Origin of the sequence: Dechloromonas sp. HYN0024 (assembly GCF_003441615.1) — a bacterium.
Classification (GTDB): Bacteria; Pseudomonadota; Gammaproteobacteria; order Burkholderiales; family Rhodocyclaceae; genus Azonexus.
On record NZ_CP031842.1, the window covers coordinates 239,214 to 265,493 of the forward strand.

General features: G+C 59.7%; 22 protein-coding genes. 10 read left to right on the plus strand and 12 right to left on the minus strand.

Annotation, left to right across the window (positions count from 1 at the left end):
• Positions 1-4: 4 nt before the first annotated feature.
• The 5 genes from HYN24_RS01155 (at position 5) to HYN24_RS01175 (ending at position 8,517) form a co-directional block, all read left to right on the plus strand.
• On the plus strand, positions 5-1,783 hold the full coding sequence (locus tag HYN24_RS01155) for an acyl-CoA dehydrogenase (protein ID WP_117607573.1): 1,779 nt from the start codon (positions 5-7) through the stop codon (positions 1,781-1,783).
• Positions 1,784-1,785: 2 nt separating this feature from the next.
• On the plus strand, positions 1,786-3,429 hold the full coding sequence (locus tag HYN24_RS01160) for an electron transfer flavoprotein-ubiquinone oxidoreductase (protein WP_117607574.1): 1,644 nt from the start codon (positions 1,786-1,788) through the stop codon (positions 3,427-3,429).
• 102 nt (positions 3,430-3,531) lie between these two features.
• Positions 3,532-3,846, plus strand: a complete 315-nt coding sequence (locus tag HYN24_RS01165; RefSeq protein ID WP_117607575.1) for a DUF485 domain-containing protein — start codon at positions 3,532-3,534, stop codon at positions 3,844-3,846.
• On the plus strand, positions 3,843-5,516 hold the full coding sequence (locus tag HYN24_RS01170) for a cation acetate symporter (RefSeq protein ID WP_117607576.1): 1,674 nt from the start codon (positions 3,843-3,845) through the stop codon (positions 5,514-5,516). The genes HYN24_RS01165 and HYN24_RS01170 overlap by 4 nt, the downstream gene beginning before the upstream one ends.
• A 208-nt stretch (positions 5,517-5,724) precedes the next feature.
• Positions 5,725-8,517 carry a cache domain-containing protein gene (locus HYN24_RS01175; RefSeq protein WP_117607577.1) on the plus strand — a complete coding sequence of 931 codons (2,793 nt, stop codon included), beginning with the start codon at positions 5,725-5,727 and terminating at the stop codon, positions 8,515-8,517.
• Positions 8,518-8,528: 11 nt separating this feature from the next.
• Here HYN24_RS01175 and clpX read toward each other — a convergent pair whose 3' ends face one another.
• Genes clpX through minC form a run of 4 tightly spaced genes read right to left on the minus strand, consistent with a single transcriptional unit; the run spans position 8,529 to position 11,476 of the window.
• Positions 8,529-9,542 (minus strand): ATP-dependent Clp protease ATP-binding subunit ClpX, encoded by a 1,014-nt coding sequence (gene clpX, locus HYN24_RS01180; RefSeq protein WP_240327705.1) that lies wholly within the window; start codon positions 9,540-9,542, stop codon positions 8,529-8,531.
• A 40-nt stretch (positions 9,543-9,582) separates the two neighbouring features.
• The gene (gene minE, locus HYN24_RS01185; RefSeq protein ID WP_117607579.1) at positions 9,583-9,840 is read right to left on the minus strand and encodes a cell division topological specificity factor MinE; all 258 of its coding nucleotides are present in this window, start codon (positions 9,838-9,840) and stop codon (positions 9,583-9,585) included.
• A 1-nt stretch (position 9,841) separates the two neighbouring features.
• Positions 9,842-10,657, minus strand: coding sequence for a septum site-determining protein MinD (gene minD / locus HYN24_RS01190; RefSeq protein ID WP_117607580.1), 816 nt, complete (start codon positions 10,655-10,657; stop codon positions 9,842-9,844).
• A gap of 51 nt (positions 10,658-10,708) precedes the next feature.
• A complete protein-coding gene (minC, locus tag HYN24_RS01195; protein ID WP_117607581.1) occupies positions 10,709-11,476 on the minus strand; it encodes a septum site-determining protein MinC in 768 nt (255 codons plus the stop codon).
• Positions 11,477-11,631: 155 nt separating this feature from the next.
• On the opposite strand from minC, the gene gpmI reads away from it, so the two are divergent.
• Positions 11,632-13,272, plus strand: a complete 1,641-nt coding sequence (gene gpmI / locus HYN24_RS01200; RefSeq protein WP_117607582.1) for a 2,3-bisphosphoglycerate-independent phosphoglycerate mutase — start codon at positions 11,632-11,634, stop codon at positions 13,270-13,272.
• A gap of 76 nt (positions 13,273-13,348) precedes the next feature.
• On the opposite strand, the gene HYN24_RS01205 is transcribed toward gpmI, so the two are convergent.
• From HYN24_RS01205 to HYN24_RS01230, 6 genes are all read right to left on the minus strand, one after another.
• On the minus strand, positions 13,349-13,555 hold the full coding sequence (locus HYN24_RS01205) for a hypothetical protein (protein WP_162888561.1): 207 nt from the start codon (positions 13,553-13,555) through the stop codon (positions 13,349-13,351).
• Positions 13,556-13,613: 58 nt separating this feature from the next.
• Positions 13,614-13,862 (minus strand): transcriptional regulator, encoded by a 249-nt coding sequence (locus HYN24_RS01210; RefSeq protein ID WP_117610158.1) that lies wholly within the window; start codon positions 13,860-13,862, stop codon positions 13,614-13,616.
• Between the two features lie 371 nt (positions 13,863-14,233).
• Positions 14,234-14,749 carry a phasin family protein gene (locus HYN24_RS01215; protein WP_117607584.1) on the minus strand — a complete coding sequence of 172 codons (516 nt, stop codon included), beginning with the start codon at positions 14,747-14,749 and terminating at the stop codon, positions 14,234-14,236.
• 150 nt (positions 14,750-14,899) lie between these two features.
• Positions 14,900-15,166 carry a DUF2164 domain-containing protein gene (locus HYN24_RS01220; RefSeq protein WP_117607585.1) on the minus strand — a complete coding sequence of 89 codons (267 nt, stop codon included), beginning with the start codon at positions 15,164-15,166 and terminating at the stop codon, positions 14,900-14,902.
• Complete coding sequence (locus HYN24_RS01225) at positions 15,163-15,693, minus strand: low molecular weight protein-tyrosine-phosphatase (protein ID WP_117607586.1); 531 nt, start codon at positions 15,691-15,693, stop codon at positions 15,163-15,165. The genes HYN24_RS01220 and HYN24_RS01225 overlap by 4 nt, the downstream gene beginning before the upstream one ends.
• Before the next feature lie 16 nt (positions 15,694-15,709).
• Entirely contained in the window at positions 15,710-16,069 is a 360-nt protein-coding gene (locus tag HYN24_RS01230) for a hypothetical protein (protein WP_117607587.1), read from the minus strand.
• A 250-nt stretch (positions 16,070-16,319) separates the two neighbouring features.
• On the opposite strand from HYN24_RS01230, the gene HYN24_RS01235 reads away from it, so the two are divergent.
• The 3 genes from HYN24_RS01235 to HYN24_RS01245 all read left to right on the plus strand — a co-directional run bounded on the left by HYN24_RS01235 (position 16,320) and on the right by HYN24_RS01245 (position 21,117).
• Positions 16,320-17,078: a TerC family protein gene (locus HYN24_RS01235; protein ID WP_117607588.1), complete on the plus strand. Its 759-nt coding sequence runs from the start codon at positions 16,320-16,322 to the stop codon at positions 17,076-17,078.
• Positions 17,079-17,347: 269 nt separating this feature from the next.
• Entirely contained in the window at positions 17,348-19,492 is a 2,145-nt protein-coding gene (locus HYN24_RS01240; RefSeq protein WP_162888562.1) for a PAS domain-containing protein, read from the plus strand.
• Complete coding sequence (locus tag HYN24_RS01245) at positions 19,471-21,117, plus strand: response regulator (RefSeq protein WP_162888563.1); 1,647 nt, start codon at positions 19,471-19,473, stop codon at positions 21,115-21,117. The genes HYN24_RS01240 and HYN24_RS01245 overlap by 22 nt, the downstream gene beginning before the upstream one ends.
• Before the next feature lie 23 nt (positions 21,118-21,140).
• Here HYN24_RS01245 and HYN24_RS01250 read toward each other — a convergent pair whose 3' ends face one another.
• The gene (locus tag HYN24_RS01250) at positions 21,141-21,704 is read right to left on the minus strand and encodes a DUF1439 domain-containing protein (protein WP_162888564.1); all 564 of its coding nucleotides are present in this window, start codon (positions 21,702-21,704) and stop codon (positions 21,141-21,143) included.
• A 9-nt stretch (positions 21,705-21,713) separates the two neighbouring features.
• A complete protein-coding gene (locus tag HYN24_RS01255) occupies positions 21,714-22,793 on the minus strand; it encodes an AraC family transcriptional regulator (RefSeq protein ID WP_117607592.1) in 1,080 nt (359 codons plus the stop codon).
• 141 nt (positions 22,794-22,934) lie between these two features.
• Here HYN24_RS01255 and icmF point away from each other — a divergent pair, with 141 nt between their 5' ends.
• The gene (icmF, locus tag HYN24_RS01260) at positions 22,935-26,198 is read left to right on the plus strand and encodes a fused isobutyryl-CoA mutase/GTPase IcmF (RefSeq protein WP_117607593.1); all 3,264 of its coding nucleotides are present in this window, start codon (positions 22,935-22,937) and stop codon (positions 26,196-26,198) included.
• Positions 26,199-26,280 lie beyond the last annotated feature (82 nt).

A 26,280-nucleotide genomic window follows, 5' to 3' on the forward strand; every position in this document is an offset into this window, starting at 1 on the left:
ATCCATGAGCACCTATATCGCCCCGATTCGCGACATGCAGTTCGTCCTCAACGAAGTGGCCGGCCTCGAAGAAATCTGCGCCTTGCCCGGTAACGAGGAATGTTCCGTCGACCTCGTCGAGTCCATCCTCGACGAAGCCTCGAAGTTCGCCACCGGCGTGCTTGACCCGATCAATAGCGTCGGTGATCGCGTCGGTCACGTCTGCAAGGATGGCGTTGTCACCACCGCGCCGGGGTTCAAGGAAGCCTACAAGCTGTTCGCCGAAACCGGCTGGAACGCCATGCCTTTCGATCCGGAATATGGCGGCCAGGGTTTGCCGGCTGTCGTCTCGATGGCTGTCAATGAAATGTGGAAGGGCGCCAACATGGCCTTCGGCCTGTGCCCCATGCTCACCGGTGGTGCCATCGAAGCCATCGCCCACCACGCTTCCGACGAACTGAAGCAGATCTACCTGCCGAAGATGATCGAAGGCACGTGGACAGGCACCATGAACCTGACCGAGCCGAACGCCGGCTCCGATCTCGCCGCTATCTCCAGCAAGGCCAAGGCGGTTGGCGATGGGTCCTATCTGGTCAGCGGTACCAAGATTTTCATCACCTGGGGCGAGCATGATGTTGCCGAGAACATCATTCACCTTGTGCTGGCCCGCCTGCCGGATGCGCCGCCGGGACTGAAGGGAATTTCGCTCTTCCTCGTGCCAAAGTTCCTGGTCAATGCCGACGGTTCGCTCGGCAAGCGTAACGACCTGATCTGCGCCTCGATCGAACACAAGCTCGGCATCCACGGCAGCCCGACCGCCGTCATGTCCTATGGCGAAAACGAAGGGGCTGTCGGCTACCTGATCGGCGACGAGAACAAGGGTATCGGCTACATGTTCACGATGATGAACCACGCCCGCGTCAACGTGGGTCTGGAAGGTGTCGGCATCGCCGAACGCGCCTACCAGCACGCCCTGTGGTACGCCCGTGAGCGCGTTCAGGGCAAGATCATCGGCGACAAGTCGGACGAGAAGAAGACCATTCTGCATCACCCGGATGTCCGCCGCATGCTCATGGATATCAAGTCGCGCACTGAAGCCATGCGCACACTGGCCTACTACGCCGCCGCCAACATCGACCGCGCCCATGCCGGCGATGCCGCCGCCCAGTCGCGCGTCGATCTGCTCACCCCGGTGGTCAAGGGCTGGAGCACCGAGCAGGGCGTCGAGCTGTCGTCGACCGCGCTGCAGGTCTTCGGTGGCGTCGGCTTCGTCGAGGAAACCGGCGCTGCCCAGTACTACCGCGACTCGCGCATCACGACGATCTACGAAGGAACCACGGCCATTCAGGCCAATGACCTGGTCGGCCGCAAGCTGGCCCGCGAAAAGGTGCCGGGTGCGGCCATGCAGGCGCTGATTACGGAAATGACGGCAACCGCCGACGAGATTGCCGGGAACGCCCAGCTGGCCGGTATTTCGGCCAATCTGAAGAGCGCTATCGCCGCCCAGCAGAAAGTGACCGACTGGATCATCGCCAATTACGAAAGCAACCCGCAGGCGGTGCACGCCGGGTCCGTGCCTTTCCTCAAGCAGACCGGCATTGTCGTCGGTGGCTGGCTGATGGCCAAGTCGGCGGCGATTGCCGTCAAGCATCTGGCCGACGGCTCGACTGACGATTTCTACAAGGCCAAGCTGGCTACTGCGACCTACTTTGCCGCCCACCAACTGCCGTTCGCCACCGCCTACGCTGCCGAAATTACCGGTGGCAGCGATTCGGTGTTTGCGCTGGCTGAAACCCTGTTCTGATCATGACCCAGCGTACTGATCGCGATGCGATGGAATACGATGTGGTGATCATCGGTGGCGGCCCTTCGGGGCTGTCGGCGGCGATCCGCATCAAGCAACTGGCCGAACAGGCTGGCAAGGAAGTCTCGGTCTGCCTGCTTGAGAAGGGCTCGGAAATCGGCGCCCATATTCTGTCCGGCGCTGTCCTTGAGCCGCATGCCCTGGCCGAACTTTTCCCCGATTGGCAGGAGCGCGGTGCGCCGCTCAATACGCCGGCCGGTGAGGACCGCCTGCTGTTCCTGACCGAAGCGGGCGCTCACAAACTTCCGACGCCCCCACAGATGGGCAACCACGGCAACTACATCATCAGCCTGGGTAATCTCGCTCGCTGGCTCGGTGAGCAGGCCGAGGCGCTTGGCGTCGAAATCTATCCCGGTTTCGCCGCCGCCGAAGTGCTCTACCACGAGGATGGCTCGGTGAAAGGCGTCGCGACCGGCGACCTCGGTATCGGCAAGGATGGCCAGCCCGGCCATAACTTCCAGCCGGGTATGGAATTGCACGCCCGGCAGACGATCTTCGCCGAAGGCTGTCGCGGTTCGCTGACCAAGACGCTGTTCAGCCAGTTCAATCTGCGCGATGGCGTCGATCCGCAAACTTACGGTATCGGCATCAAGGAGCTGTGGGAAATCGATCCGGCCAAACACCAGCCGGGCCTGATCGTGCACTCCGTAGGCTGGCCGCTGACGTCCGACACCTACGGCGGATCCTTCCTCTATCACCTCGAAAACAACCTGGTCGCTGTCGGCATGGTCGTTGGCCTGGATTACAAGAATCCCTGGCTGTCGCCCTACGAGGAATTCCAGCGTTACAAGACGCACCCGGCCATCCGTGGTTTCTTCGAAGGCGGTCGCCGCATTTCCTATGGCGCTCGTGCGCTGTCGGAAGGCGGTTACCAGTCGGTTCCCAAGCTGACCTTTCCGGGCGGCCTGCTCATTGGTGACACCGCCGGCTTCCTCAACGTGCCCAAGATCAAGGGCACGCACATGGCGATGAAGTCGGGCATGATTGCCGCAGAAGCCGTCTTTGAGCACCTGTTCAAGGACAACGTCGGGGCGGAAGCCACCGAGTACGCCGAGCAGATCCAGAAGTCGTGGTTGTGGCAAGAACTCTATCAGGTTCGCAACATTCGCCCGGCCTTCAAGTGGGGGCTGTGGGGGGCGCTGGCTTACGGTGCCATCGACACGTTCGTCTTCAAGGGCAAGGCACCGTGGACCCTGCATCACCACGACGACCACACCCAACTGGCCGACAAGAACAGCCAGCCGAAGATTGCCTATCCGAAGCCGGATGGCAAGCTGACTTTCGACCGCCTGTCTTCCGTCTTCCTCTCGGCCACCAACCACGAGGAAAACCAGCAGACGCACCTGCGCCTCAAGGACGAAAGCATCGCCATCAGCGTGAACTACGCCAAGTACGGGGCACCGGAAACGCGTTATTGCCCGGCTGGCGTGTACGAAATCCTCGGAGAGGAAGAAGGCCAGCCAAGGCTGCAAATCAATGGGCAGAACTGCCTGCACTGCAAGACCTGCGACATCAAGGACCCGACCCAGAACATCAACTGGACGGTTCCGGAAGGTGGCGGTGGGCCTAACTATCCAAATATGTAGGACATCGCCGCTTGGCCGTCGAATAGTTCGGCCAAGCGGAAAACATATAAAAACAGAGAACAGCAAAGTAGCAAAAATTTATCGGAATTTTCAGGAGGACTTATGTCACAACCCAATATCCAGGCAAGGATCCGGAGCAATCCGCGATTTGCCGAACTGGTCGGCAAGCGCACCCGCTTTGCGATCATTCTTTCCCTCGTCGTGCTGGTGCCTTACTACACCTTCATGTTCCTCGTTTCGACGCAGCCGCAATTGTTTGCCAGCAAGATCGTCGACGGCGGCATCATCACCATCGGCTGGCCGATTGCTGCGCTGATCATCATCGGTGGCTGGTTGCTGACGGGTGTTTACATCAGCCGTGCCAACGGCGAATTCGATAGCCTCACCCAGGAAATCCTCAAGGAGGCCGGCAAATGAAGCGCTCCATTTTTGCCTTGCTGGCCGGTAGCCTGCTGGCCGTCTCGTTTGCCGTGTTTGCGGCTGGCGGTGCCATTGAAGGTGTCGAGAAGCAGCCGGTTAACGTCAGCGCCATCGCCATGTTCATGATTTTCGTCCTGGCTACCCTCGGTATCACCAAGTGGGCGGCCGGCAAGACCAAGACGACGGCTGACTTCTACACGGCTGGCGGCGGTATCACCGGCTTCCAGAACGGTCTGGCCATTGCCGGTGACTACATGTCGGCGGCGACCCTGCTCGGTATCACGTCGATGGTTTATTTCAAGGGCTACGACGGCTTCATCTACGCTGTCTGCTTCTTCATCGGCTGGCCGATCATCCTGTTCCTGATGGCTGAGCGTCTGCGCAACCTCGGTAAATTCACTTTCGCCGACATCGCTTCTTATCGTCTTGACCAGAACCGTATCCGCACCTTTGCCGCCATCGGTTCGCTGACCGTCGTCTGCTTCTACCTGATCGTCCAGATGGTCGGTGCCGGTCAATTGATCCAGTTGCTGTTCGGTCTGGAGTACAACACGGCCGTGGCCGTGGTCGGCATCCTGATGATGGTCTATGTGACCTTCGGCGGCATGACGGCGACGACCTGGGTGCAGATCATCAAGGCCTGTCTGCTGCTTGGTGGCGGTATCACGCTGATGCTGCTGACCCTGTCGCAGTTCGGCTGGTCGCTCGACAACCTGTTCACCAAGGCCATCGAGTCGCACAAGCTGGGTGAAAAGATGATGGCGCCGGGTTCGCTGATGGCTGATCCGATCTCCGCCTTCTCCTTGTCGCTTGGCCTGCTCTTCGGTACTGCCGGCCTGCCGCACATCATGATGCGCTTCTTCACTGTGCCGAACGCCAAGGAAGCCCGCAAGTCGGTTTTCTACGCCACCGGTTTCATCGGCCTGTTCTTCCTCGTTACCATCATTCTCGGTGCCGGGGCGATCTCCATCGTCGGCACCAACGGTGCTTTCTTCGAAGGCGGCCAGGTTGGCGGCAAGCTGATCGGTGGTAACAACATGCCGGTCATGCATCTGGCCAAGGCGGTCGGCGGCGATGTCTTCCTCGGCTTCCTGTCGGCCGTCGCCTTCGCCACCATCCTGGCCGTTGTGTCGGGTCTGGCGCTGGCTGGCGCTTCGGCCATCTCGCACGACCTGTACGCCCGCGTCATCAAGAAGGGTACGGCAACCAGCGCCCAGGAAATGAAGGTTACCCGCTTCGCTTCCGTCGGTCTGGGGCTCACCGCCATCGTCCTCGGCATCGCCTTCAAGGACCAGAACGTGCTGTTCCTCGTCGCGCTGGCTTTCGGCGTCGCCTCGTCGGTCAACTTCCCGGTCCTCATCCTGTCCATGTACTGGAAGGGTCTGACGACCCGTGGCGCCCTGTGGGGCGGGATTTCCGGCCTGGTCTCCTCGGTTGGCCTGGTCATCCTGTCGCCGACCGTGTGGGTCAAGATTCTCGGCAACAAGGCCGCCATCTTCCCGTACGACCACCCGGCCATCGTCTCGATGACGCTCGCCTTCTTTGTCACCTGGCTGCTGTCGGTCACTGACAAGAGCGTCCGCGCCGACAAGGAAAAGGAAGCCTACGAAGAGCAGTACATTCGTGCGCAAACCGGCCTCGGTGCTTCGGGTGCCCACGACCACTAGAGATTGAATCAACTCTGCGGGTGAGATATCGGGAGAACAGCGCCCGTCATCTCATTCTTTCCAGGGGCCTTCGGGCCCCTTTTTTGGCTCGCAATCGGACAAAGTGTCGTAGATTGACGTCGGATTTGTTGATTTCGGTTAACGCCATTACTTTTGGCAGAGCTAGAATAATTGCTCATATTTATGCACCGCCAAGGGGCTGGCCACCATGCCATTCGTTGCCGACGAAAAATCCGTACCGAGGATTCACCGGATCGGCACCATCGCCATGGTTCTGTTGTTGACCATTGCGCTGTCGGCATTTTTCACCTGGCAAAACCTGGCTGAGCGTCGCGATTCATTTGCCCGTATCGAACAGGATGTCAGTGCGCAATTACAAGGCCGTCTCAGGGTGGAGGTGGCCCGATCCCTGGAATATATCGAATTCACGCGGATGCGAAGCGAGACTGTTTTGCGGCAGAGCCTCGTGCAGCAGGTTGATATTGCCTTGCAGGTCGCTCAGGGGATTTACGACCGCGAATCACCCCGGCATTCACCGGCTGAAGTCAAACGCCTGATTATTGAAGCCCTGCGTCCGGTTCGATTTTACGAGGGGCGGGGCTACTACTTTATTGACGATATGCAAGGCCAGTTCATCTTGTTGCCGACGGCTCCCCAGCTCGAGGGCAAGACCATGATCGACAACCGCGATGATACCGGGCATTTCATCATGCGCGGGCTGATCGAGGCGGCAGGCAAGCCGGTGGGCGAGGGCTTTTCGCGTTATCGCTGGTATCGGCCTGATGATCCCAAAACGATGTCGGAAAAGCTGGCCTACGTTCGCCACTTCGCGCCTTACGACTGGTTGATCGGTACCGGTGACTACGCGTACAAATGGGATCAGTTGCAACAGCAGGAGGCTATCGAGCGCTTGCGTTCGGTGCGCTTCGGGGTGACCGGCTATATTGCGCTGATCGATGCTGATGGACGTCCCCTGATTTCGCCCAGTCGTCCGGGGCACGAAGGATTGCCGGTGGAAGCCTTGCCCCCGGTTGAACGGGAGGCTTTGACCAGGATCATGGATGGGGCCAGGGCTGGCGGCGGCTTTGTCAGCTACGAGTGGCCCCGCGATGGAGGCGGTGAGCTGGCCCACAAAACGGCTCTGGTGCAGAAAGTCGAGCCGTGGGGATGGACCGTGATCGCCGCCGTCTTCGATGACGAACTCGCGGGAGCGCTTGAGGCCGAGCGCGAAGCCTACGCTGCCGGGTCCAGTCAGCGCTTGCTGAAATTGCTGCTGGTGGCGGTTGGGGCGCTCGCCCTCGGGCTGGCCGGGTCGCTGCTCTTTTCCCGCTGGTCGAAGCGGCTGTTTGCCGAATACCATGAGAAAAACCTCGCCCAGCAAGCCGCCCTGCAGGCAAGTGAGCAGAAGCTGGCGATCATACTCGACAGCGTCGAGGCCCATATCTATATCAAGGACCTGGAATACCGCTACCGATATGCCAACCGTCCGGTGCGCGAAGTGTTCGGCAAGCCGATGGAAGAGATCGTCGGGCAGGACGATGCCCGTTTTTTTGATGCAGCGACGGCCGATAACCTCCGCCGTAACGATCGGCGGGTGATCGAGCAGGGTGAACGGGTCGCCGAGGAGGAGGTGAATACGACCCGCGATGGTCAGGTAACGAGTGCCTATGTTTCGGTCAAGCTGCCCTTGCGTGACGCAGAGGGCAATATCTACGCCCTGTGCGGCATTTCAACCGATATTACCGCCCGCAAGCAGAGCGAGGCGGAGCTTGAGCGATATCGCGATCAGCTTGAAACGCTGGTCGGTGAACGCACGGCGCAACTGGCCGAGGCCAAGGATGAGGCCGAGGCCGCCAGCCAGGCCAAGAGTACCTTCCTGGCCAATATGAGCCACGAGATACGGACGCCGATGAATGCCATTCTGGGTCTCGCCCATCTGCTGCAAAAGGACGCTACGGAGCCGAAGGCTATCGATCATCTGGGCAAACTGACTGACTCGGCCAAACATCTGCTCGGCATCATCAACAACATTCTCGACTTCTCCAAGATTGAAGCGGGAAAACTGACGCTCAGCAATGCTGATTTCTCGCCGGCGCAGGTTGTCGAATACAGCCTGGGTATGCTCAGCGAAAGGGCTGTCGCCAAGGGGCTGCAACTTGACAGTGAGATGGACCCGGCCTTGCCGCCCATGGTGCATGGTGACGCCCTGCGCCTCGAGCAGTGCCTGCTCAATTATCTGGGCAACGCCATAAAGTTTTCGCAGCAGGGAAGGATCGTGGTTCGTACCTCGGTTGTCGCGGATGACGGCGAGGCGGTGCTCCTCCGCTTTGCTGTTGTCGATCAGGGGCTCGGCATCGGGCCGGAGCAATGCGACAGGCTGTTCAGCCCCTTCACCCAGGCCGACGCCACGATGACCCGGCGCTTTGGCGGGACCGGTCTGGGGCTGGCCATCACCCGGCAGCTTGCCAACATGATGGGCGGCGAGGTGGGTGTCGACAGCGCACCCGGTGTCGGCAGCACGTTCTGGCTGACGGCGCGCTTCCCTAAGGTGGCCAACGTTGAGGCTCTGGCTGTGCCCGGTAAGGCATCAGCCGTTTTACCGGAGGTGCAGATCGAACAAAAATTTGCCGGAACCCGCGTCTTGCTGGTGGAAGACGATCCGGTCAGCCGTGAGGTGGCCCTCGAGTTGCTGAACATGGCCGGCTTGCAGGTTGATCTTGCAGAAAATGGTGAGCAGGCCGTTGCCGCTGTGCGGGCAGTCGATTACGCCGTCGTCCTGATGGACATGCAAATGCCGGTGCTGGGCGGGCTGGAGGCAACCCGCGCCATTCGCGCCCTGCCGGGCAGGACGATGTTGCCGATCCTGGCGATGACGGCCAATGCCTTCGAGGAGGATCGCCAGGATTGTCTGGATGCCGGCATGAATGATCATGTCGGCAAACCGGTCGATCCTGATGTGCTGTTCGCCACCCTGCTCAAGTGGCTGGAGAAGACTGGCTGATCAGTAGGGGGTCAGCTGCCGGTCGGCCCCGTTGCAATCATCTCGGCGCGCTCGAAAAGTGAGCGGATAACCACCTGGCGGATGCCCGGATTGTCCGGCACGGCGTACATCACGTCGCTCATCATTTCTTCGAAGATGCCCCGCAGGCTGCGTGCCCCGGCCTTGTATTCGATGGCCAGTTCGGCCATCTGGCCGAAAACGGCAGGGGCGATCTGGAGATCGACGCCGTCGCTCGCCAGCATGGCGCGGAACTGGCGGTAGATGGCATTTTTGGGTTCGGTCAGGATGCGCACCAGCATCTCCTGCGTCAAATCGTGCAGGCGGGCGACGATGGGCAGGCGGCCGGCGAATTCGGGGATCAGGCCGAATTCAAGGAGGTCGGTTGGTTTTACCCGGGCATTGAGGCGTTCGAGGATTTTCTCGTCATCGCCCGCGGTTGTCGAAATGAAGCCGAAGGTATGCGTCCGGGTCAGGATGTGGTCAAGCCCGACAAAGGCCCCGCCGCAGATGAACAGGATGTTCGTGGTGTCGAGATGGCGGCCGTCCTTGAGACGGATCGGGGCGCCTTCCATGATCTTGAGCAGGGCATGCTGGACGCTTTCGCCCGAGGTGGCCCGCGCCTGGCCGCCAATGGCCTTGAGCTTGTCGACTTCGTCGACAAAGACGATACCGCGCTGGGCGCGTTCGATATCGCCATCGGCTCGGTCGAGCAGACGATGCAGGATGGCCTCGATCTCATCGCCGACAAACTGCGTCTGGGCCAGCGAGGTGGCATCGGCGGTGACAAAAGGGACGGCGAGGATGCGGGCCAGTGTTTCGCAAAGCAAGGTCTTGCCGGTACCGGTCGGGCCAACCAGCAGGATGTTGCTTTTGCTCAGTTCGACCGCATTGTCACCGGCATTGGCCGCCATGCGTCGGTAATGGGCGTAAATGGCGACGGCCAGCGTGCGTTTGGCGGCTTCCTGGCCGATCACGTGCTCGGAGAGCTGGCGGACGATTTCGCTGGGTTTGAGCTGGCTGGACATCGGGGCACTCCCTGTTCGGAATGCCCCGATGCTAGTCTTCTCAGCCATTTTCGGGAAGTACGATATTGACTTCCAGAACCTCGTAATTTCCCTGTTTTTCGAGCGAAACGCGGATGTCCTCGGTGTTCACCTTGACGTACTTGGAGATCACGGCGATCAGCTCGCGTTGCAGGTCGGGCAGGAAATTGGCGCTGCTGCCGCCACCGTCGCGCTCATGGGCGATGATCAGTTGCAGGCGCTCCTTGGCCAGATGGGCGGTTTTCGGCTTGTTGCCGAAGAGCATGGAAAGCAGCGACATGTCACTTGCCTCCGAACAGGCGCTTCAACAGGCCCGGCTTGACGTAGTCGACAAAGCGCAGCGGCTTGTCCTCGCCGAGGAAGCGGGTGATCACGTCGTGGTAGGCCTCGGCGGCGTCGGACTCCTTCTGGTGGATGACCGGTGAGCCCTGATTGGAAGCCTGCAAAACTTCTTCCGATTCGGGAATGACACCGATGATCGGCACCCGGAGGATTTCCTGGATGTCCTTGTAAGACAGCATTTCGCCGGCTTCAACGCGGGTCGGGTTGTAACGCGTGATGAGCAGATGTTCCTTGACCGGCTCGCGGCCTTCGATGGCACGGCGCGACTTGGCTTGGAGAATGCCGAGGATGCGGTCCGAGTCGCGCACCGAGGAGACTTCCGGGTTGGTCACGACGAGGGCTTCGTCGGCGAAGGTCAGGGCCATCACGGCACCCGACTCGATGCCGGCCGGCGAATCGCAGACGATGTAGTCGAAACCCTGGTGTTCGAGTTCCTTGATGACTTTCTCGACGCCTTCTTCGGTCAGCGCATCCTTGTCACGCGTTTGCGAGGCGGGCAGCACGTAGAGGTTGTCGGTGTGCTTGTCCTTGATCAGGGCCTGGGTCAGCGTCGCTTCGCCATTGATGACATTGATCAGGTCATAGACGACGCGGCGTTCGCAGCCCATGATCAGGTCGAGGTTGCGCAGGCCGACGTCGAAGTCGATGACCGCTGTCTTGAAGCCGCGCTGGGCGAGGCCGGTGGAAAAGCTGGCGCTGGTGGTGGTCTTGCCGACCCCGCCTTTGCCGGAGGTAACGACGATGATTCTGGTCACGTGTGTTCTCGCTGGGTAAGTGGTGGAAAAAGCTCGCGTCGAAACGCGCGATTAACGGAGGGCCAGGGCGGCGACGGTGAGGCGGCTTTCGCCACCTTCCTCAACAAGGCTGATGGTGGCCGGCTGGCGGGCGAGATCGGCGGGAACGCCGGCCTCGAAAGTGCGGTAGAGACCGGCCACGGAAACCAGTTCGGCTTCCAGGCTGGTGGTGAAGATACGTGCCGTCTTGTCACCGCTCGCCCCGGCCAGGGCGCGGCCGCGCAAGGGGGCGTAGACGTGGATGTGGCCGTCGGCAATCACTTCGGCACCGGCACTGATCATCGCGGTGACGATCAGGTCGCAACCCTTGGCGTAAAAACGCTGGCCGGAGCGCAAGGGTTTGTCGAGGATGACGGTGCGCGGGGGCGGCTCAGGGGGCAGCGGGGCGGTCGGCTCGGGGGAGGCAACTGGCGCGGCGGGGGGCGTCGGTGGTTCTGCCACCCGGTGGCGGGCAGGGCGGCCGAGAGCATCACTGCTCACGGTTGGCAGGCCGGCGGCGGTTGCGCTGGCGGCCTGGGTGGCGGGCAGACCACAGGTGCCAATGGCGCTCAAGCCCGATGCGGCCAGCAGGCGGCTGATGCCAGCCCAATCGGGGTGGTCGGCGATGGGGTCGGTGAGGCTGAAATCGAGGACCGCCAGTTCGTTTTCGAAAAAGTCCGGGCTGTTGCCGGTCAATTCGGCCAGGGCTGTGTGCAGCCTGGCGGGGTCGGTGGTGCGGAGTTGCGTCTGGATGATCTTGAGGGTCGTGCCCTTGAACTGAATCGGTGCGTCTTTGGCCATGCCTGCTGCGGTGTTGCGAAAGGGGCGCGATTATCCCATAGCCAGGCAGGGCAAAAAGTGAAACTTGTGTTGCGTCTGCATTTCATCTGGGGGCGAGGCGCTGCGGCACGTCGTGACGACGAGGTAAAATGACGGCTTTTGCCGAAAGCCAGCCCATGCTGAATAAGCTCTCCGCCTTTGCCGGTGTCCAAGGCCCGGTCGTCATCATCGTCATGGACGGCTACGGCTTGCCCAAAAGCGATGTCGGCAGCGCCATCGCCGCTGCCCGCAAGCCGACCCTCGACCGCCTTTTTTCCGCCTATCCGAACATCCGTCTGCGCGCCCACGGTACCGCGGTTGGCATGCCGTCCGACGACGATATGGGCAATTCGGAAGTTGGGCACAATGCCATCGGTGCCGGGCAGGTCTATAGCCAAGGCGCCTCGCTGGTGTCGAACGCCATTGCCTCCGGCGCCATCTGGCAGGGTGAGGCATGGCAGCAGATCATTGCCGGGGCCAAGGCCGGTCGAGGCGTCGTTCATTTTCTCGGGTTGTTTTCGGACGGCAACGTGCATAGCCACATTGATCACCTCAAGGCCATGGTTGTCCAGGCCAAGGCCGACGGCATCAGGACGGTGCGCGTCCACGCCCTGCTTGACGGGCGCGATGTGCCGGAAACCAGCGCGCTGGATTACGTCATTCCCTTCGAAGCCTTCCTCGCCGCAATCAGCGATGCCGGTTTCGATGCGCGTATCGCTTCGGGCGGTGGTCGCCAGTTCATTACGATGGACCGCTACGATGCCAACTGGTCTATGGTCGAAAAAGGCTGGAAGGCGCATGTGCTTGGGCTGGGGGCGCAGTTCCCCAATGCCACGGCGGCGGTTAACGGCCTGCGCGAGAAGCATCCGGGAACGATCGATCAGGATTTGCCGGAGTTCGTCATTGCCGACGGGGGCAAGGCCATTGGCACCATCGAGGATGGAGACGCGGTGGTTTTCTTCAACTTCCGGGGTGACCGTGCCATTGAAATCACCCGTGCCTTTGAAGAGGCCAGTTTCGACAAGTTCGACCGTGTCCGCTCGCCGCGTGTGACCTACGCCGGCATGCTGCAGTACGACGGTGACCTCAAACTGCCGGCCCGTTTCCTCGTGGCGCCGCCAGCGATCAAGGACACCACCGGTGAATGGTTCGCAAAATCGGGGATTGCCCAATTTGCCTGCTCGGAAACGCAAAAATTCGGCCACGTCACCTATTTCTGGAATGGCAACCGTTCCGGCAAGTTCGAGGGTGAAACCTGGCAGGAAGTGCCGAGCGACGTGGTTCCCTTTGAGCAGCGGCCATGGATGAAAGCGGCCGAAATCGCCGATGCGATGATTGCCGCCATCCAGTCAGGCCTGTACAGGACGCTGCGCTGCAACTTCGCCAATGGCGACATGGTTGGTCATACCGGCAATTTCAATGCCGCAACGCTCGCCGTCGAGGCGGTTGATCTGTCGCTGGGGCGGGTTCTGCAGGCGATCGATGCGGCCGGTGGGGTGGCCCTGATTACGGCTGACCATGGCAATGCCGATGAAATGTTCGAACTGGACAAGAAAACGAAGCAACCGGCGCTGAATGCGGATGGTACGTTCAAGGCGAAGACGGCGCACACCCTCAATCCGGTGCCGCTGATCCTCTACGATAATGTCAGTGGCGGCAAACTGGCGCTCAAGCAAACGGAAAAGGCCGGTCTGTCGAATATTGCGGCGACGGTGGCCAATCTGCTCGGGCTGGAAAAACATGCCGCCTGGGACGAAAGCGTCCTCGACATTCGATAGGGTTTATAGCGATCAAGAAAATGGGCGTCCTGCCTTGCGGCCGACGCCCATTTTTATTTTCTGTTGCCGCAGGCCGCTAGCTTCCCGATTTGCCTTGGGCCTTTTCGATTTCAGCTAGCAGGCGCAGGGCGCGCTCGCGGTTTTTTTCCTTGGCGGCGGCACGTTCGGCCACGTTGGCGGCCTCGTCGAGCGAGGCCTTGATCAGCGCCTCATGCGGGGTCAGGCCGCCGAGGGCGGCATTCAGCATACGCTCGACTTTCTCGTCGAGATCTTTTTCCGACATCGGAATCTCCATTCAGATCGGCTGCGGATTCGGCAGTTGTTCCGCCGAATTCCTGTCTTTACTTGACGCCGGGCTTTCGGCCCGGTGCCGGGCGTGGAATATACCCTGAAACCCGGCATTGAAACCCTTCTATTGCCTTGCCTTTGACATAACTGGTGACGCTGCAGCGGGAAATGTCCCCGCGCGCCGATAGTTCGGTCAGTGAGGCGCGAACGTCAGCCAGTGGCATGTCGATCGCCCTGGCAATATCGAAATCGAGCAACTGGCCATGTTTCTTGAGGTGTTCGAGAACTTTTGTGGCGTGCATCAGGATTCCTTTCGGTGGCCGGACCGGACTCAGCGTGCGCAGCGAACTGCGGTAACCAGGGCCGGTTTCGGCAATAAGACAAACTCCCCTCTTTTTGGTGCCGGCAGCAGGGGCTGGCATGACAAAAAAAGAAGCCCGCACGGGGCGGGCTTAAATCCATTTCTTGGAGGAGATGGAGGAGACAGACTTCATTATGCCCAGATCGATTGTGCACCGCAACATCTTTTGTGTATCAAATTGTGACGAGGCCGATATGGGTAATTGAAAATGCCGGTAGTTGAAGGCATGGCCTGTATCCTGGCGATTAAACGTTAACGAAAAAGCCCCGCCGGGCAGGCGGGGCTTTGCTTTCGGGAGGCCCGAAAGAGTGATTACTTGGACTTCTTGGTGACGGCAGCCATGTTGGCCTGGGCAGCATCAGCAAACTGCTTGGCAACGGTGTTCATGTTGCCGAAAGCCGAGTTGGCAGCAGCGATGGCGCTCTGGATCGCAGCAACAGCACCTTCCGAGCCAGCCGGAGCGGACTTGGTGGCCATTTCAACCATACCGGCCATGGATTTCTGGAAGTCGCCGAACTGGGCTTCAACCATCTTGGCCAGATCCTGTTGGGTCTGGGCAGAGATTTCGTAGACCGAACGCGAGTAGGCAACGGCCTTCTCGACAGCCGGCTGGGCCAGGGCGGTCTGGGCGGCGAGGGCAGCCTTCGGGTCCTTGGCTTCCATGACCGACTTGACGCCGGAAACGGTATCTTCCAGAGCGGCGCGGGCGGTGTTCAGGTTGAGGGCGGCGATGCGCTCGGCAGAAGCCAGGGCGGTGTTGGCAACAGACAGCAGGGAGTCAACGGTGGCTTTGTTGGCGGCGGTGAATTGTTCGGTGTTGATAGACATGTGTGTCTCCAGAAAAGGTTATCAGTGTGTTCGGAATTGAGTATAGCGCACTATTTGTAAAAATTGTGCACTGCAGCAATTTAAGTTGACTGCCACCTATCCGTTTGATTTCCTGTTGATTCCGGATTGCCCTTCGCTGGTCAGCCCAGCTTACTTGCGCCGGCCTGCTTTGCCTTGCCAATACTGGAATTCTGGCTCATGAACCTCAATGTCCAGTTCCATGATGGTGGTTTGCAGGCGGGCCTGCACATCGGCGACGGCCTGGTTGTAAACGAGGGGAGCAATCTCTTTAAGGAAGAAACCGAGCAGAGCACCCGCCGCGAGATTACCGATTTCTTCCTCCATGTTTTCGCTGAAATAGCGCTGGATGGAGGTGATGGCGGCGGCGCTGGCTTCTTTGGAAAGGTCGAGACTCATCGATGAAATGTCCGTGGTGTTGGCGCCGGCGTTGCACTGTCGGCTGGCTCAAGCTGGCGTTTGAGTTCGTCGATCAGGCCGCTGGCAGCATCTTCAATCATCTCCAGCACCAGGTCGAAGCGGGCGCCCAGGGTCAGGTAGGGGTCCGGCACCTCGTCCTCGGTGAAACGCGTGGCGTAATCCATAAGCAACCTGATTCGCATCAATTGATCTTCCGTCGCCATGCGGCGCAGGTTGTACAGGTTGGTCCGGTCCATGGCCAGGATCAGGTCGAAGTCTTCCAGATCCTGCCAGCCGATGCGCCTGGCCCGGATGGTCGAAAGATCGTAGCCTTTTTCCCAGGCGACCCGCTGGCTGTTGGGGTCGCAGGAGTCGCCGGCGCGATAGCCGTGGGTGCCGGCCGAGGAGACTTCCACGCGGTCGCCCAGGCCGTTCTTGTCGAGCAACTGGCGCAGTACCGCTTCGGCGGTCGGCGAGCGACAAACATTGCTCATGCAGACACAGAGAATGCGGAAGGGCGTCGTCATGGCGTCATCGGTCCAGCTATCTGGCGTTTCTTTCGCGCACGATGGGTGGCAGGAACTTGACCGAAAACCGCCAGCCTTCCGCCGTCGCCTTGAGGATCAGAGACTTCGATTTGGCCCCTTCGTCAAAGGCCGGATCCGGCCCGAGCAGTTCGATGGCGCCGATGCCCTTGATGACGCAGGCGCCAGGCAGCGTGACAAAGGCCGACTCGGCAGCCACCAGGACAAAATCGCCGGCAAGCGACTCCGAGCACGACAGGCCTTTCGGGATGGCCGCCGGATTCTCCTTCCAGGCCTGGCGCAGGGCGTCCAGGGCATGGCTGAGTTCGTCGGTGATCTTTGCGGCGAGGGTGACTTCGCGCGACTTCGCATGGCTCATCCAAAATCTCCTGAGTTCGTGGGTCTGGCAAGGCCACGACGGCCAGCAGAGCAATAGGATAGTCGCTGACGGGGAAAAGCGGGCATATGCGCCAACAATAATCGCCTCTGGCGGACGTTTGCCGGCGACGTTGTGCTTTATTCGGCCGAATACTTCCGTTTTTTCGAAGGGTTGCTGCCGGTCAGTGGGGTGGCTTGAATGCCTCAGGGTTTCTAGAATGGATGCCTGACCAATCGCCAGGCTCCATCCCATGCCCGAATTCCTGCTTTCTCCCGATATCTGGATCGCCTTTTTAACGCTGACTGCGCTGGAACTGGTGCTGGGCATCGACAACATCATTTTCATTTCCATCCTTGTCGACAAGTTGCCCCGTGCCCAGCAGGAACTGGCCCGGCGCATCGGCCTGTTTCTCGCCATGTTCATGCGCATCGGCCTGCTTCTGTTGCTGTCGTGGATCATCGGCCTGACCGAGCCGGTGCTGACGGTGCTCGATCATGCCATTTCCGGACGCGATATGATTCTCATCGGGGGTGGCCTGTTCCTGATCTGGAAGAGCACGGGCGAAGTCCACCAGCTTCTCGAAGGCGAGGAGGGCAGCGAGTCGCACAAGGTGGCATCGAGTTTTGCGGGTGTCATCGCCCAGATCATGGTCATTGACCTTGTCTTCTCACTCGACTCGATCATTACGGCGGTCGGCATGGTCAGGGAGGTGGGCGTGATGATCGCCGCCGTAGTTGCCTCGGTCGGCCTGATGATGCTCTTTGCCAGCAGCATTGGTCGCTTCGTCTCGGATCATCCGACAATCAAGATGCTCGCGCTGTCCTTCCTCGTTGTCGTCGGGGTCGTGCTGATTGCCGATGGCTTCGGCCACCACGTGCCGAAGGGCTATATCTACTTCGCCATGGCTTTCTCGGTCGGTGTCGAAATGTTGAATATCCGGATGCGCAAGAAGGTCAGCAAACCGGTCGATCTACGTGAGCCCTATGTGCGGGAGAATGAGTCGGCATAAGCGCCTAAACACCGCCGGCAGCGTTCACCTTGCTGTCGGCGGGGCCTCGTGCCACGGGGCGAGATTTACCAGCGCCTAGCCTTGCCGGTTTTCCCGGATAGGCTCCGGGCGGGATGTCGACGGCGATTGATTTGGGTCAACCGAGCCCGGATAAATCCCATGGGATAAAAGTATCAAAATATGCGAAACTATTCCAAATAGCAAAGCCGCTCAGGAGTCGCGGCTTCCCGCCCGGCCAAGTAGCTACTGTTAGAGCTGCCAATATGCGCATGTCACCCAAAGGGTTTGCGGATCAAGACCAGATTCGGACACTGGTTCTGGTGTTGATCGCCATCGTCTTATCGGTCGGCGCGATTTATGTCTGGCAATTGAACCGGGCAAACGCCGATCTTCGGGAAAAAACGCTGGCGCGGGCCTCGCGGCATGCCATTCAACTCTCCGAGGCAAGGCGAGACCAGATTTCTGCTCTGCTCAACGGGGCCGACGCGACGCTCCGCCAGTTCCGCGATCAACTGGCCGCCAAAAACATGCCGGCAGTCCGATCGACGATGCGGACGGCATTCGAGTCATTCCCCGAAGGTTCGGTGACGCATTTTTCGCGGGTGGATGCCGATGGCTACATCAGTTTCTCCAGCCTTGATCTGAGCTCGCGCATCTATGTCGGTGATCGGGAATATTTCAAGTTTCATCAGGCGGCACGCGAAGACCGCTTGTTCATCAGCAAGCCATTTCTGGCCCGGACCGTGCAGGGGAAATGGCTGGTGTTGCTGACGCGGCCGATTTATGAAGCGGGGCGTTTTGCCGGTGTGGCGGTCATGGCGCTTTCACCCCATTATATTTCGGGGGCGCTGGCGCCAAAGGGAGGCGATCCGAACGATGTCATCACCCTGTTTTTTATGGATGGCACCTTTCTGGCGCGCAGCCACGATCTGGAAAAAGTGCTCGGTACTTCGCTGCCGATGGATCGACCGTTTCTCGCCCCGGATGCCGCATCAGAGGGTGTTTTTCGCGCCGAGGCATTTTCCGACAAGCGGGTAAGGATTTACGCCTGGCAGAAAATTGAACGGTTTTCCCTGGTTATCAATGTCGGTCTCGATGAGGCTGCCATTGTTGAGCCAATCGAGTCCGAAATCAGCCTCACGCAATGGCGGAGTGGGATCGGCATGGCCCTGATCATCGGGCTGGTCGGTCTGGTTGCGCATCTGATTATCAGGGTGGGGCGGGACCAGAACGAGCGCGCGGCGCAGGAGTCGTTGCTACGGGCGACGCTCGATTCGACGGCGGACGGCATTCTCGTGGTTGGCGCAGATGGCGCCATCCTGGAGTTTAATCATCGCTTTCTCGAGATGTGGCGTATCCCGGAAGCACTTGCGTCAGTTGGGCAGGATGCGGCTTTGCTGGGATTTGTGCTGGAGCAATTGGCTGATCCGGATTATTTTCTGAAAACGGTCACCGCTCTCTATCAGAGCGACGACAAGGGCTTCGATATGTTGTTGTTCAAGGATGGACGGCAATTCGAGCGATATACCCAGGGCGTCCGGCTGACTGATCAGGAAGCCCGCCTTTGGTCTTTCCGTGACCTGACCGAGCAAAAGAAGGCGGAGGAGGATTTCCGGGCGAGTGAGCAGAAGATGTTCACCATTCTTGAAAATCTTGATGCCTACATTTACCTAAAAGATGCCGAGGGACGCTATGTTTTTGCCAATCGCTCGGTTCGTGAGCTGTGGCATGCCAGCATGGAGGACCTCGTTGGTTTTGGTGACGAGAAATTCTTTGACGCGGCAACGGCGGCGAATATTCGGGCGAATGATCGCCGCGTTCTGGTGGATGGCGAAACCCTGCGTACCGAGGAAATCAACACCGTACCGATGACTGGCGATACGAAGGTATTTCAATCGACCAAACTTCCCTTGCGGAACGACGATGGCAGCATCTATGCCCTGTGTGGCATCTCGATTGACGTAACCGAACAAAGACGTATCCAGCAGGCGCTGGCCGAGCGTGAAGAGCAGCTTAGATCGCTGGTCGAGGCGATTCCCGACACCATCCAGTTCAAGGATGCCGAGGGCCGCTGGCTGGTAGCCAATGAAGTTTGTCTGAAGACCTTTGGCCTTTTCGGCAAATGGTGGCAGGGCCTGACCGACACCGAGATTGGTGCGGCTCAGCCGGAACTGGCGCCGGTACTGGCCGCTTGCCGGGCGGGGGATGACGCGGTTTGGGCTGCCGGGGAAACGACCAGACTGGTGGAAGAGGTTCCCGGCTCAGGCGGGTCGATGATCAGTTTTGATGTGATCAAGGTGCCGCTCTTTGATGAAGAAAAAATCGACGTGCCCTGGTTATTGTTGGCCGGGATATTTCGCTGCTCAAACAAGCCGAAGCCAACCAGCGAAAATTGGCCTCCCTGCTCCGCCTGATGTGTGACAACGTGCCGGACATGATCTGGGCCAAGGATATGGCGGGTCAGTATCTTTTCGCCAATCAGGCCATTTGCAGCCAGCTCCTTAACGCCTCGGATACTTCGGAGCCCCTGGGCAAGAACGATGTTTTCTTCGCCCTGCGCGAGCGGGCCAGATGCCCGGAGAATCGCGACTGGCATACCTTCGGTGAATTGTGCCAGGACAGTGATGCGATCACCCTCGAGCGTGGCCGGGCATCGCGCTTCGAGGAGTATGGCAACGTCAAGGGGGAGCTGCTCTACCTCGATGTATTCAAGGCGCCGTTCCTCAATGAGCGTGGTGAAGTGATCGGTACGGTGGGTTGTGCCAGGGATATTACTGAGCGCAAGAAAATCGAGTCCGAGCTGAATAATTACCGGCTGCACCTTGAAGAACAGGTCGCCGAGCGTACCACTGCCCTTTCAATTGCCAAGGAAACGGCAGAAGCGGCGAATCGGGCGAAGACGGCATTTCTCGCCAATATGAGTCATGAGTTGCGGACGCCGATGAACGGCATTATCGGTATGACCGAACTGGCCATGCGGCGAGCTACTGACGAGAAGCAGGCCGATCAGTTGCGTAAGGTAAAGCAATCCTCCCAGCACCTGCTTCGGGTTATCAACGATGTTCTCGATATCTCCAAGATCGAGGCTGAGCGACTGAGCCTTGAAAGCGTTGAATTCAGGCTGCCCGACGTGCTCGAAAGCATGCGGAATTTGATCGGTCCGGCGGCCAGGACGAAGGACATCCGGTTGATCATCAAGGTGTCGCCGGAACTTGATGCGCAGCCGCTCAGAGGCGACCCGCTGCGTCTTGGTCAGGTGCTCCTCAATCTGGCAAGCAACGCCATTAAATTCACCGATGAGGGCACGGTGACGCTGGATATTTCAGTTTCGGAAAGCAGTTCAACCGGGGTCCTCGTTCGTTTTGAGGTGCGGGATACCGGTATCGGCATAGCGGTGGACGACCAGGCTCGGCTGTTCCTCGCCTTCGAGCAGTCGGACAGTTCAACGACGCGACGCTATGGCGGCACCGGGCTTGGCTTGACCATCAGCAAGCGCCTGGTCCACATGATGGATGGCGACATTGGTGTCGAGAGCCAGATCGGCAGTGGCAGCCTGTTCTGGTTTACCGCCCGCTTCGACTGGCGGGACAGTCTCGACCAGACCGTTACAGAGGTCGCTCCGTCCATTGAAAATCAATTGCGGATGGAGTTTTCCGGGTGCAGCATTTTGTTGGTCGAGGACGAGCCGATCAATCAGGAGGTGGCGCGCGGCATGCTGGCGGAAGTGAACTGCAAGGTCTGTCTGGCGGAAGACGGGGTTGAGGCGCTCGAAATGATGCAGCGCGAAAAATTCGATCTCATTCTCATGGACATGCAATTGCCCCGCATGAGTGGCATAGAGGCGACCAAGGCCATTCGCCGGCTGCCCGGCTGTGCCCATGTCCCGATTCTGGCGATGACGGCCAACGCCTTTGATGACGACCGAAGCCTGTGCCTCGAGGCAGGCATGAATGATCACATCGCCAAGCCTGTTGATCCGGAAGACCTCTTCCGGGTCCTGCTCAAATGGTTGCTGCTCAGTCAGCGCAAGGGCGGCTAGGCGGTATTGGGCTGTCTTGTGCCTTAGACCGGTGACAGCAGGGCGGCAACCCGGCCTGCTTCGATGCGGATTGAGCGAAGCAGCCAGCGGGCTGCTTTTTCTTGTGCCGAGCCATCTTCGCGCAGGATATAAACCGGTTTGGCACGGAAATAATTGGTCATCAGCTGGGTGATGGCCTGGCGCGCCATCGGTTCTGATTCGGGACGGATGGCCTGTGACTGGACCGATTGGGCGACGGGATTTTCGAGAAAGAAGGCCTTGGCATTGTCATCGTAGCGAATGCCCGAGATGCCTTCGAAAGCAACAGGAATTGCCGGATTGCCGAGCAGCGAGACATTGATGCGGGCAAATAGTGTGGCCTTCCCTTCCGGGGTGCCGAGGATGATTCTGGGCGGTTCGATCAAGGCGACGACGACGATGCCGTTGCCGTAGCTCTTTTGCATCGTGCTGCTTTTGTCCATCTGTGTCTGGATATCGGCCTCCGAGAAATAGATTTCCCGTTCGAGAAAACCGGCGCTCCAGAGGGTTCCGCTGGCGATCAGGGCCAGCGCGGCAAATACTGATTTAAATCCGACAGTCCGTTTCATGCGCATCCTTCAATTGGCTCCGGCAGATTTTCCTGCCCATTTGCGTCGGTAGTGTACCGGTGCCATGCCCGTCCATTCGACAAAGGCCCGATAAAAAGCCGAGGTGTCGGCATAGCCGAGGTCGCTTGCCACCTTGGTAATCGGGTCACTGGTCTTGGTCAGTCTGGCCAGCGCCATGTCGCGGCGCAGGGCGTCCTTGATGCCGCGAAAGCTCGAGCCTTCTTCTTCCAGGCGGCGATGGATGGTGCGTGGCGAAAGATAGAGCCGGTCGGCGATTTGGTCGAGGCTCAGGGTGTCGGGTAGGGCGGCGCGCAGCAGGTCACGAACGCGGATGACCATTTCGCGGTCGCGCCGGTAGAGCGTCGTGATTTTGCCCGGGGCGCCATCGAGGAAAGTGCTCAGGGCTGCTTCGTCGCGACGGATGGGGAGTTCGAGGAGGTTGGCGTTGAAGCTGGCGATCAGGGTGCCGACACCACCGGGAACGGTCGGTGCGAAACGCGAATCTTCGGTGAAGATGAGCGGGTAGTCTGCGGAATGGGCTGGTCGGCGGTAGGGGAAGATCACGCTGTCGAGTCCGATGCCGCGTCCGGCCAGCCAGCAGGAGAGGCCGTGCAGGAGACGCAGCAGCCACTCGAAGGCGAAGATGCGGCCGGGGTCGTCGGGGTTGTCGGCCAGCTTTCGGGTCTCGGCGATCACCAGTTCAGCACGCCCCTGGGCGCGGCGGACGCTGACCGCCAGATCGGGTAGTACGACATGCAGGAAGCGGCTGGCGCGGCTCAGCGCCTCGGCCAGCGTTGGTGCGCTCAGGCAGCCGCGGCAGAGAAACTCGAAACTGCCGAGGCGCATTGGCTGGGCGAAGAGGCCAAAGCCTTCGTCGTCGAGTTGGTGGTTCAGGCGGTTATAGAGCGCGGCGTAACGCTCGATGGGAATTCGGCTGGCGGTGTCTGCAATATCAATGTACGTGGCGCGCAGCAACGGCAGCGGATCGATCTGCCGACGTGCCAGCCCGGCCAGCATGCCGGTAACAAACCCCATGGCAACAGTGGCTTGCGTACGTGCTGGTGAATCTGGGTTGGTGCGGTGCAGCATTTCCGGCCTTTGGGTGGCGTCAATGTCAGTACTGTATCAGGTTGGCGGAATTTGCATGATTGTCGTCATTCGCCACAATGGCAGCGGGCGAAAAGCGGCCTACCATAAGCGCCTTTCCACCTTTTCATTGAGGCAGGCGTCATGACCGATCTTTCCGTTGCCAAGAAGCTTTCTCCGTACAAGCCGAAGAACAAGGTTCGTTTTGTTACGGCCGCCTCGCTGTTCGACGGCCATGATGCCTCGATCAATATCATGCGTCGCATCCTGCAATCGACCGGTTCCGAAGTGATTCACCTCGGCCACAACCGCTCCGTGCAGGAAATCGTCAATGCCGCGCTGCAGGAAGATGTTCAGGGTATCTGCATCACCTCGTATCAGGGTGGCCACGTTGAGTTCTTCAAGTACATGATTGACCTGCTCAAGGCCAATGGTGGCGCCAACATCAAGGTCTTCGGCGGCGGTGGCGGGGTGATCGTGCCGTCCGAGATCAAGGAACTGCACGAGTACGGCGTGACGCGCATCTACGCGCCGGAAGATGGTGTCCATATGGGCCTGCAGGGCATGATCAACGAAGTCGTGCAGAAGTCCGATTTCGATGTCGCTGATGAAGGCGTGCCCAGCGCCGAGCAGGCTCTGGCCGGCTTGAAGGCAGGTGACAAGCGTCTGCTCTCGCGGATCATCACCCTGCTCGAAAATGGCGAAGCGCCCGCGCTCAAGGAGCCGCTGCTCAAGGCCGCCGCTGCCCTCGAAACGCCGGTCCTCGGCATTACCGGCACGGGCGGCGCCGGCAAGTCCTCGCTGACCGACGAACTGGTCCGTCGCTTCCGTCTTGATCAGGGCGATACGGTCAAGATTGGCCTGATCTCCATCGATCCGTCGCGCAAGCGCACCGGCGGCGCCCTGCTCGGCGACCGCATCCGCATGAATGCCATCGAGCATCCGAACATTTTCATGCGCTCTTTGGCCACCCGCGACACCGGGTCCGAAATTTCCGTCGCCCTCCCTGAAGTGATTGCCGCCTGCAAACTGGCCGGTTTCGATCTGGTTATCGTCGAAACCTCAGGGATTGGCCAGGGTAATGCCGCCATCGTTCCCTTTGTCGATCTGTCGCTGTACGTCATGACGCCGGAGTTCGGCGCAGCCTCGCAGCTCGAAAAGATCGACATGCTCGACTTCGCCGATTTTGTCGCCATCAACAAGTTTGATCGCAAGGGTGCCGAGGATGCGCTGCGTGATGTGCGCAAGCAATACCAGCGCAACCGTGAAGCCTTTACGACGCCGACCGAAGACATGCCGGTGTTCGGTACCCAGGCCGCCCGTTTTAACGACGATGGCGTGACTGCCCTGTATCAGGCGCTGGTCCCGGTACTGTCCGAAAAAGGCCTGAAGCTGAAGGCGGGCCAGTTGCCCATCGTTACTGTCAAGCAGTCGTCCACCCAGCGCGCCATCGTGCCGGCCCAGCGCGTCCGCTATCTGGCTGAAATCGCCGATTCCGTGCGCGGCTACCATGCCCATACAGCCGAACAAGTGAAGATCGCCCGCGAACGCCAGTCCCTGCGTGTCGCCAAGAGCCTTTTCGCCGATTGCGACAAGCCGACTGCCGATTTCGACGAAATGGTCGCCTTCAAGGATGCCCAGCAGGACCCCAAGGCCAAGAAGCTGCTCGACATGTGGCCAGCGACGGTTGAAGCCTATGCCGGCGACGAGTACGTCGTGAAGATTCGCGACAAGGAAATCCGCACCCGGCTGACCGGCCTGTCGCTGTCCGGCACCAAGATCCGCAAGGTCATCCTGCCGACCTTTGGCGATGATGGCGAAACCCTGCGCTTCCTGATGCGTGAAAACGTTCCCGGCTCCTTCCCCTACACTGCCGGCGTTTTCGCCTTCAAGCGAGAAGGTGAAGACCCGACCCGGATGTTCGCCGGTGAAGGCGATGCCTTCCGCACCAACCGCCGCTTCAAGCGCGTCTCCGAAGGCATGCCGGCCCATCGCCTGTCCACCGCCTTCGACTCGGTCACGCTCTACGGCTGCGACCCCGACGAGCGTCCGGACATCTACGGCAAGATCGGCAACTCCGGCGTTTCCATCGCTACCCTCGACGACCTCAAGGTCCTCTACGATGGCTTCGACCTGCTCGCTCCGAGCACCTCGGTATCGATGACCATCAACGGTCCGGCGCCGATCATCCTGGCCTGTTTCTTCAACACCGCCATCGACCAGCAGATGGTCAAGTTCGAAAAGGACAACGGTCGTCAGCCGACCGAAGACGAAGCCCAGAAAATCCGCGAATGGACGCTCAAGACCGTCCGTGGCACGGTGCAGGCCGACATTCTCAAGGAAGACCAGGGTCAGAACACCTGTATCTTCAGTACCGAATTCGCCCTCAAGATGATGGGCGACATTCAGGAGTTCTTCGTGCACAACCAGGTGCAGAACTTCTACTCGGTGTCGATCTCCGGTTATCACATCGCTGAAGCCGGCGCCAACCCGATCAGCCAGCTTGCCTTCACGCTCTCCAACGGCTTCACCTACGTTGAAAGCTACCTGGCGCGCGGCATGAAGATCGACGACTTCGCGCCCAACCTGTCCTTCTTCTTCAGCAACGGCATGGACCCGGAATACTCGGTGATCGGCCGCGTTGCCCGCCGCATCTGGGCCATCGCCATGAAGAACAAGTACGGCGCCAACGAGCGCAGCCAGAAGCTGAAGTACCACATCCAGACCTCCGGCCGCTCGCTGCATGCCCAGGAAATGGACTTCAACGACATCCGCACGACGCTGCAGGCGCTGATCGCCATCTACGACAACTGCAACTCCCTGCACACCAACGCCTACGACGAAGCGATCACCACGCCGACCGAGGAAAGTGTACGCCGCGCCATGGCCATCCAGCTCATCATCAACCGTGAGTGGGGCGTCGCCAAGAACGAGAATCCGAACCAGGGCGCTTTCGTTATCGACGAACTGACCGATCTGGTCGAAGAAGCGGTGATGAAGGAATTCGAAGCCATCGCCTCACGCGGCGGCGTCCTCGGTGCCATGGAAACCGGCTACCAGCGCGGCAAGATTCAGGAAGAGTCGATGGTTTACGAGCACAAGAAGCACGACGGCTCCTACCCGATCATCGGCGTCAATACCTTCCTCAATCCGAAGGGTATGGCCCAGCAGGAAATCGAACTGGCTCGTTCCAGCGACGAAGAAAAGCAGTCGCAGATCAAGCGCCTGCGCGACTTCCAGGCCCGCAATGCTGCTCAGTCGCCGGCCATGCTGGCCAAGCTGAAGCAGACCGTGATCGAGGACGGCAACGTCTTTGCCGTGCTGGTCGACGCCGTCAAATGCTGCTCGCTCGGTCAGATCAGCACCGCGCTGTATGAAGTAGGCGGCCAGTACCGCCGCAGCATGTAATTTCATGTCCAGACCAACCGTGACTTTGTCGACTTCACCTCGCCGTGCTAATCGCACTGTCTTCGGCTTGTCTTCGCGTCAC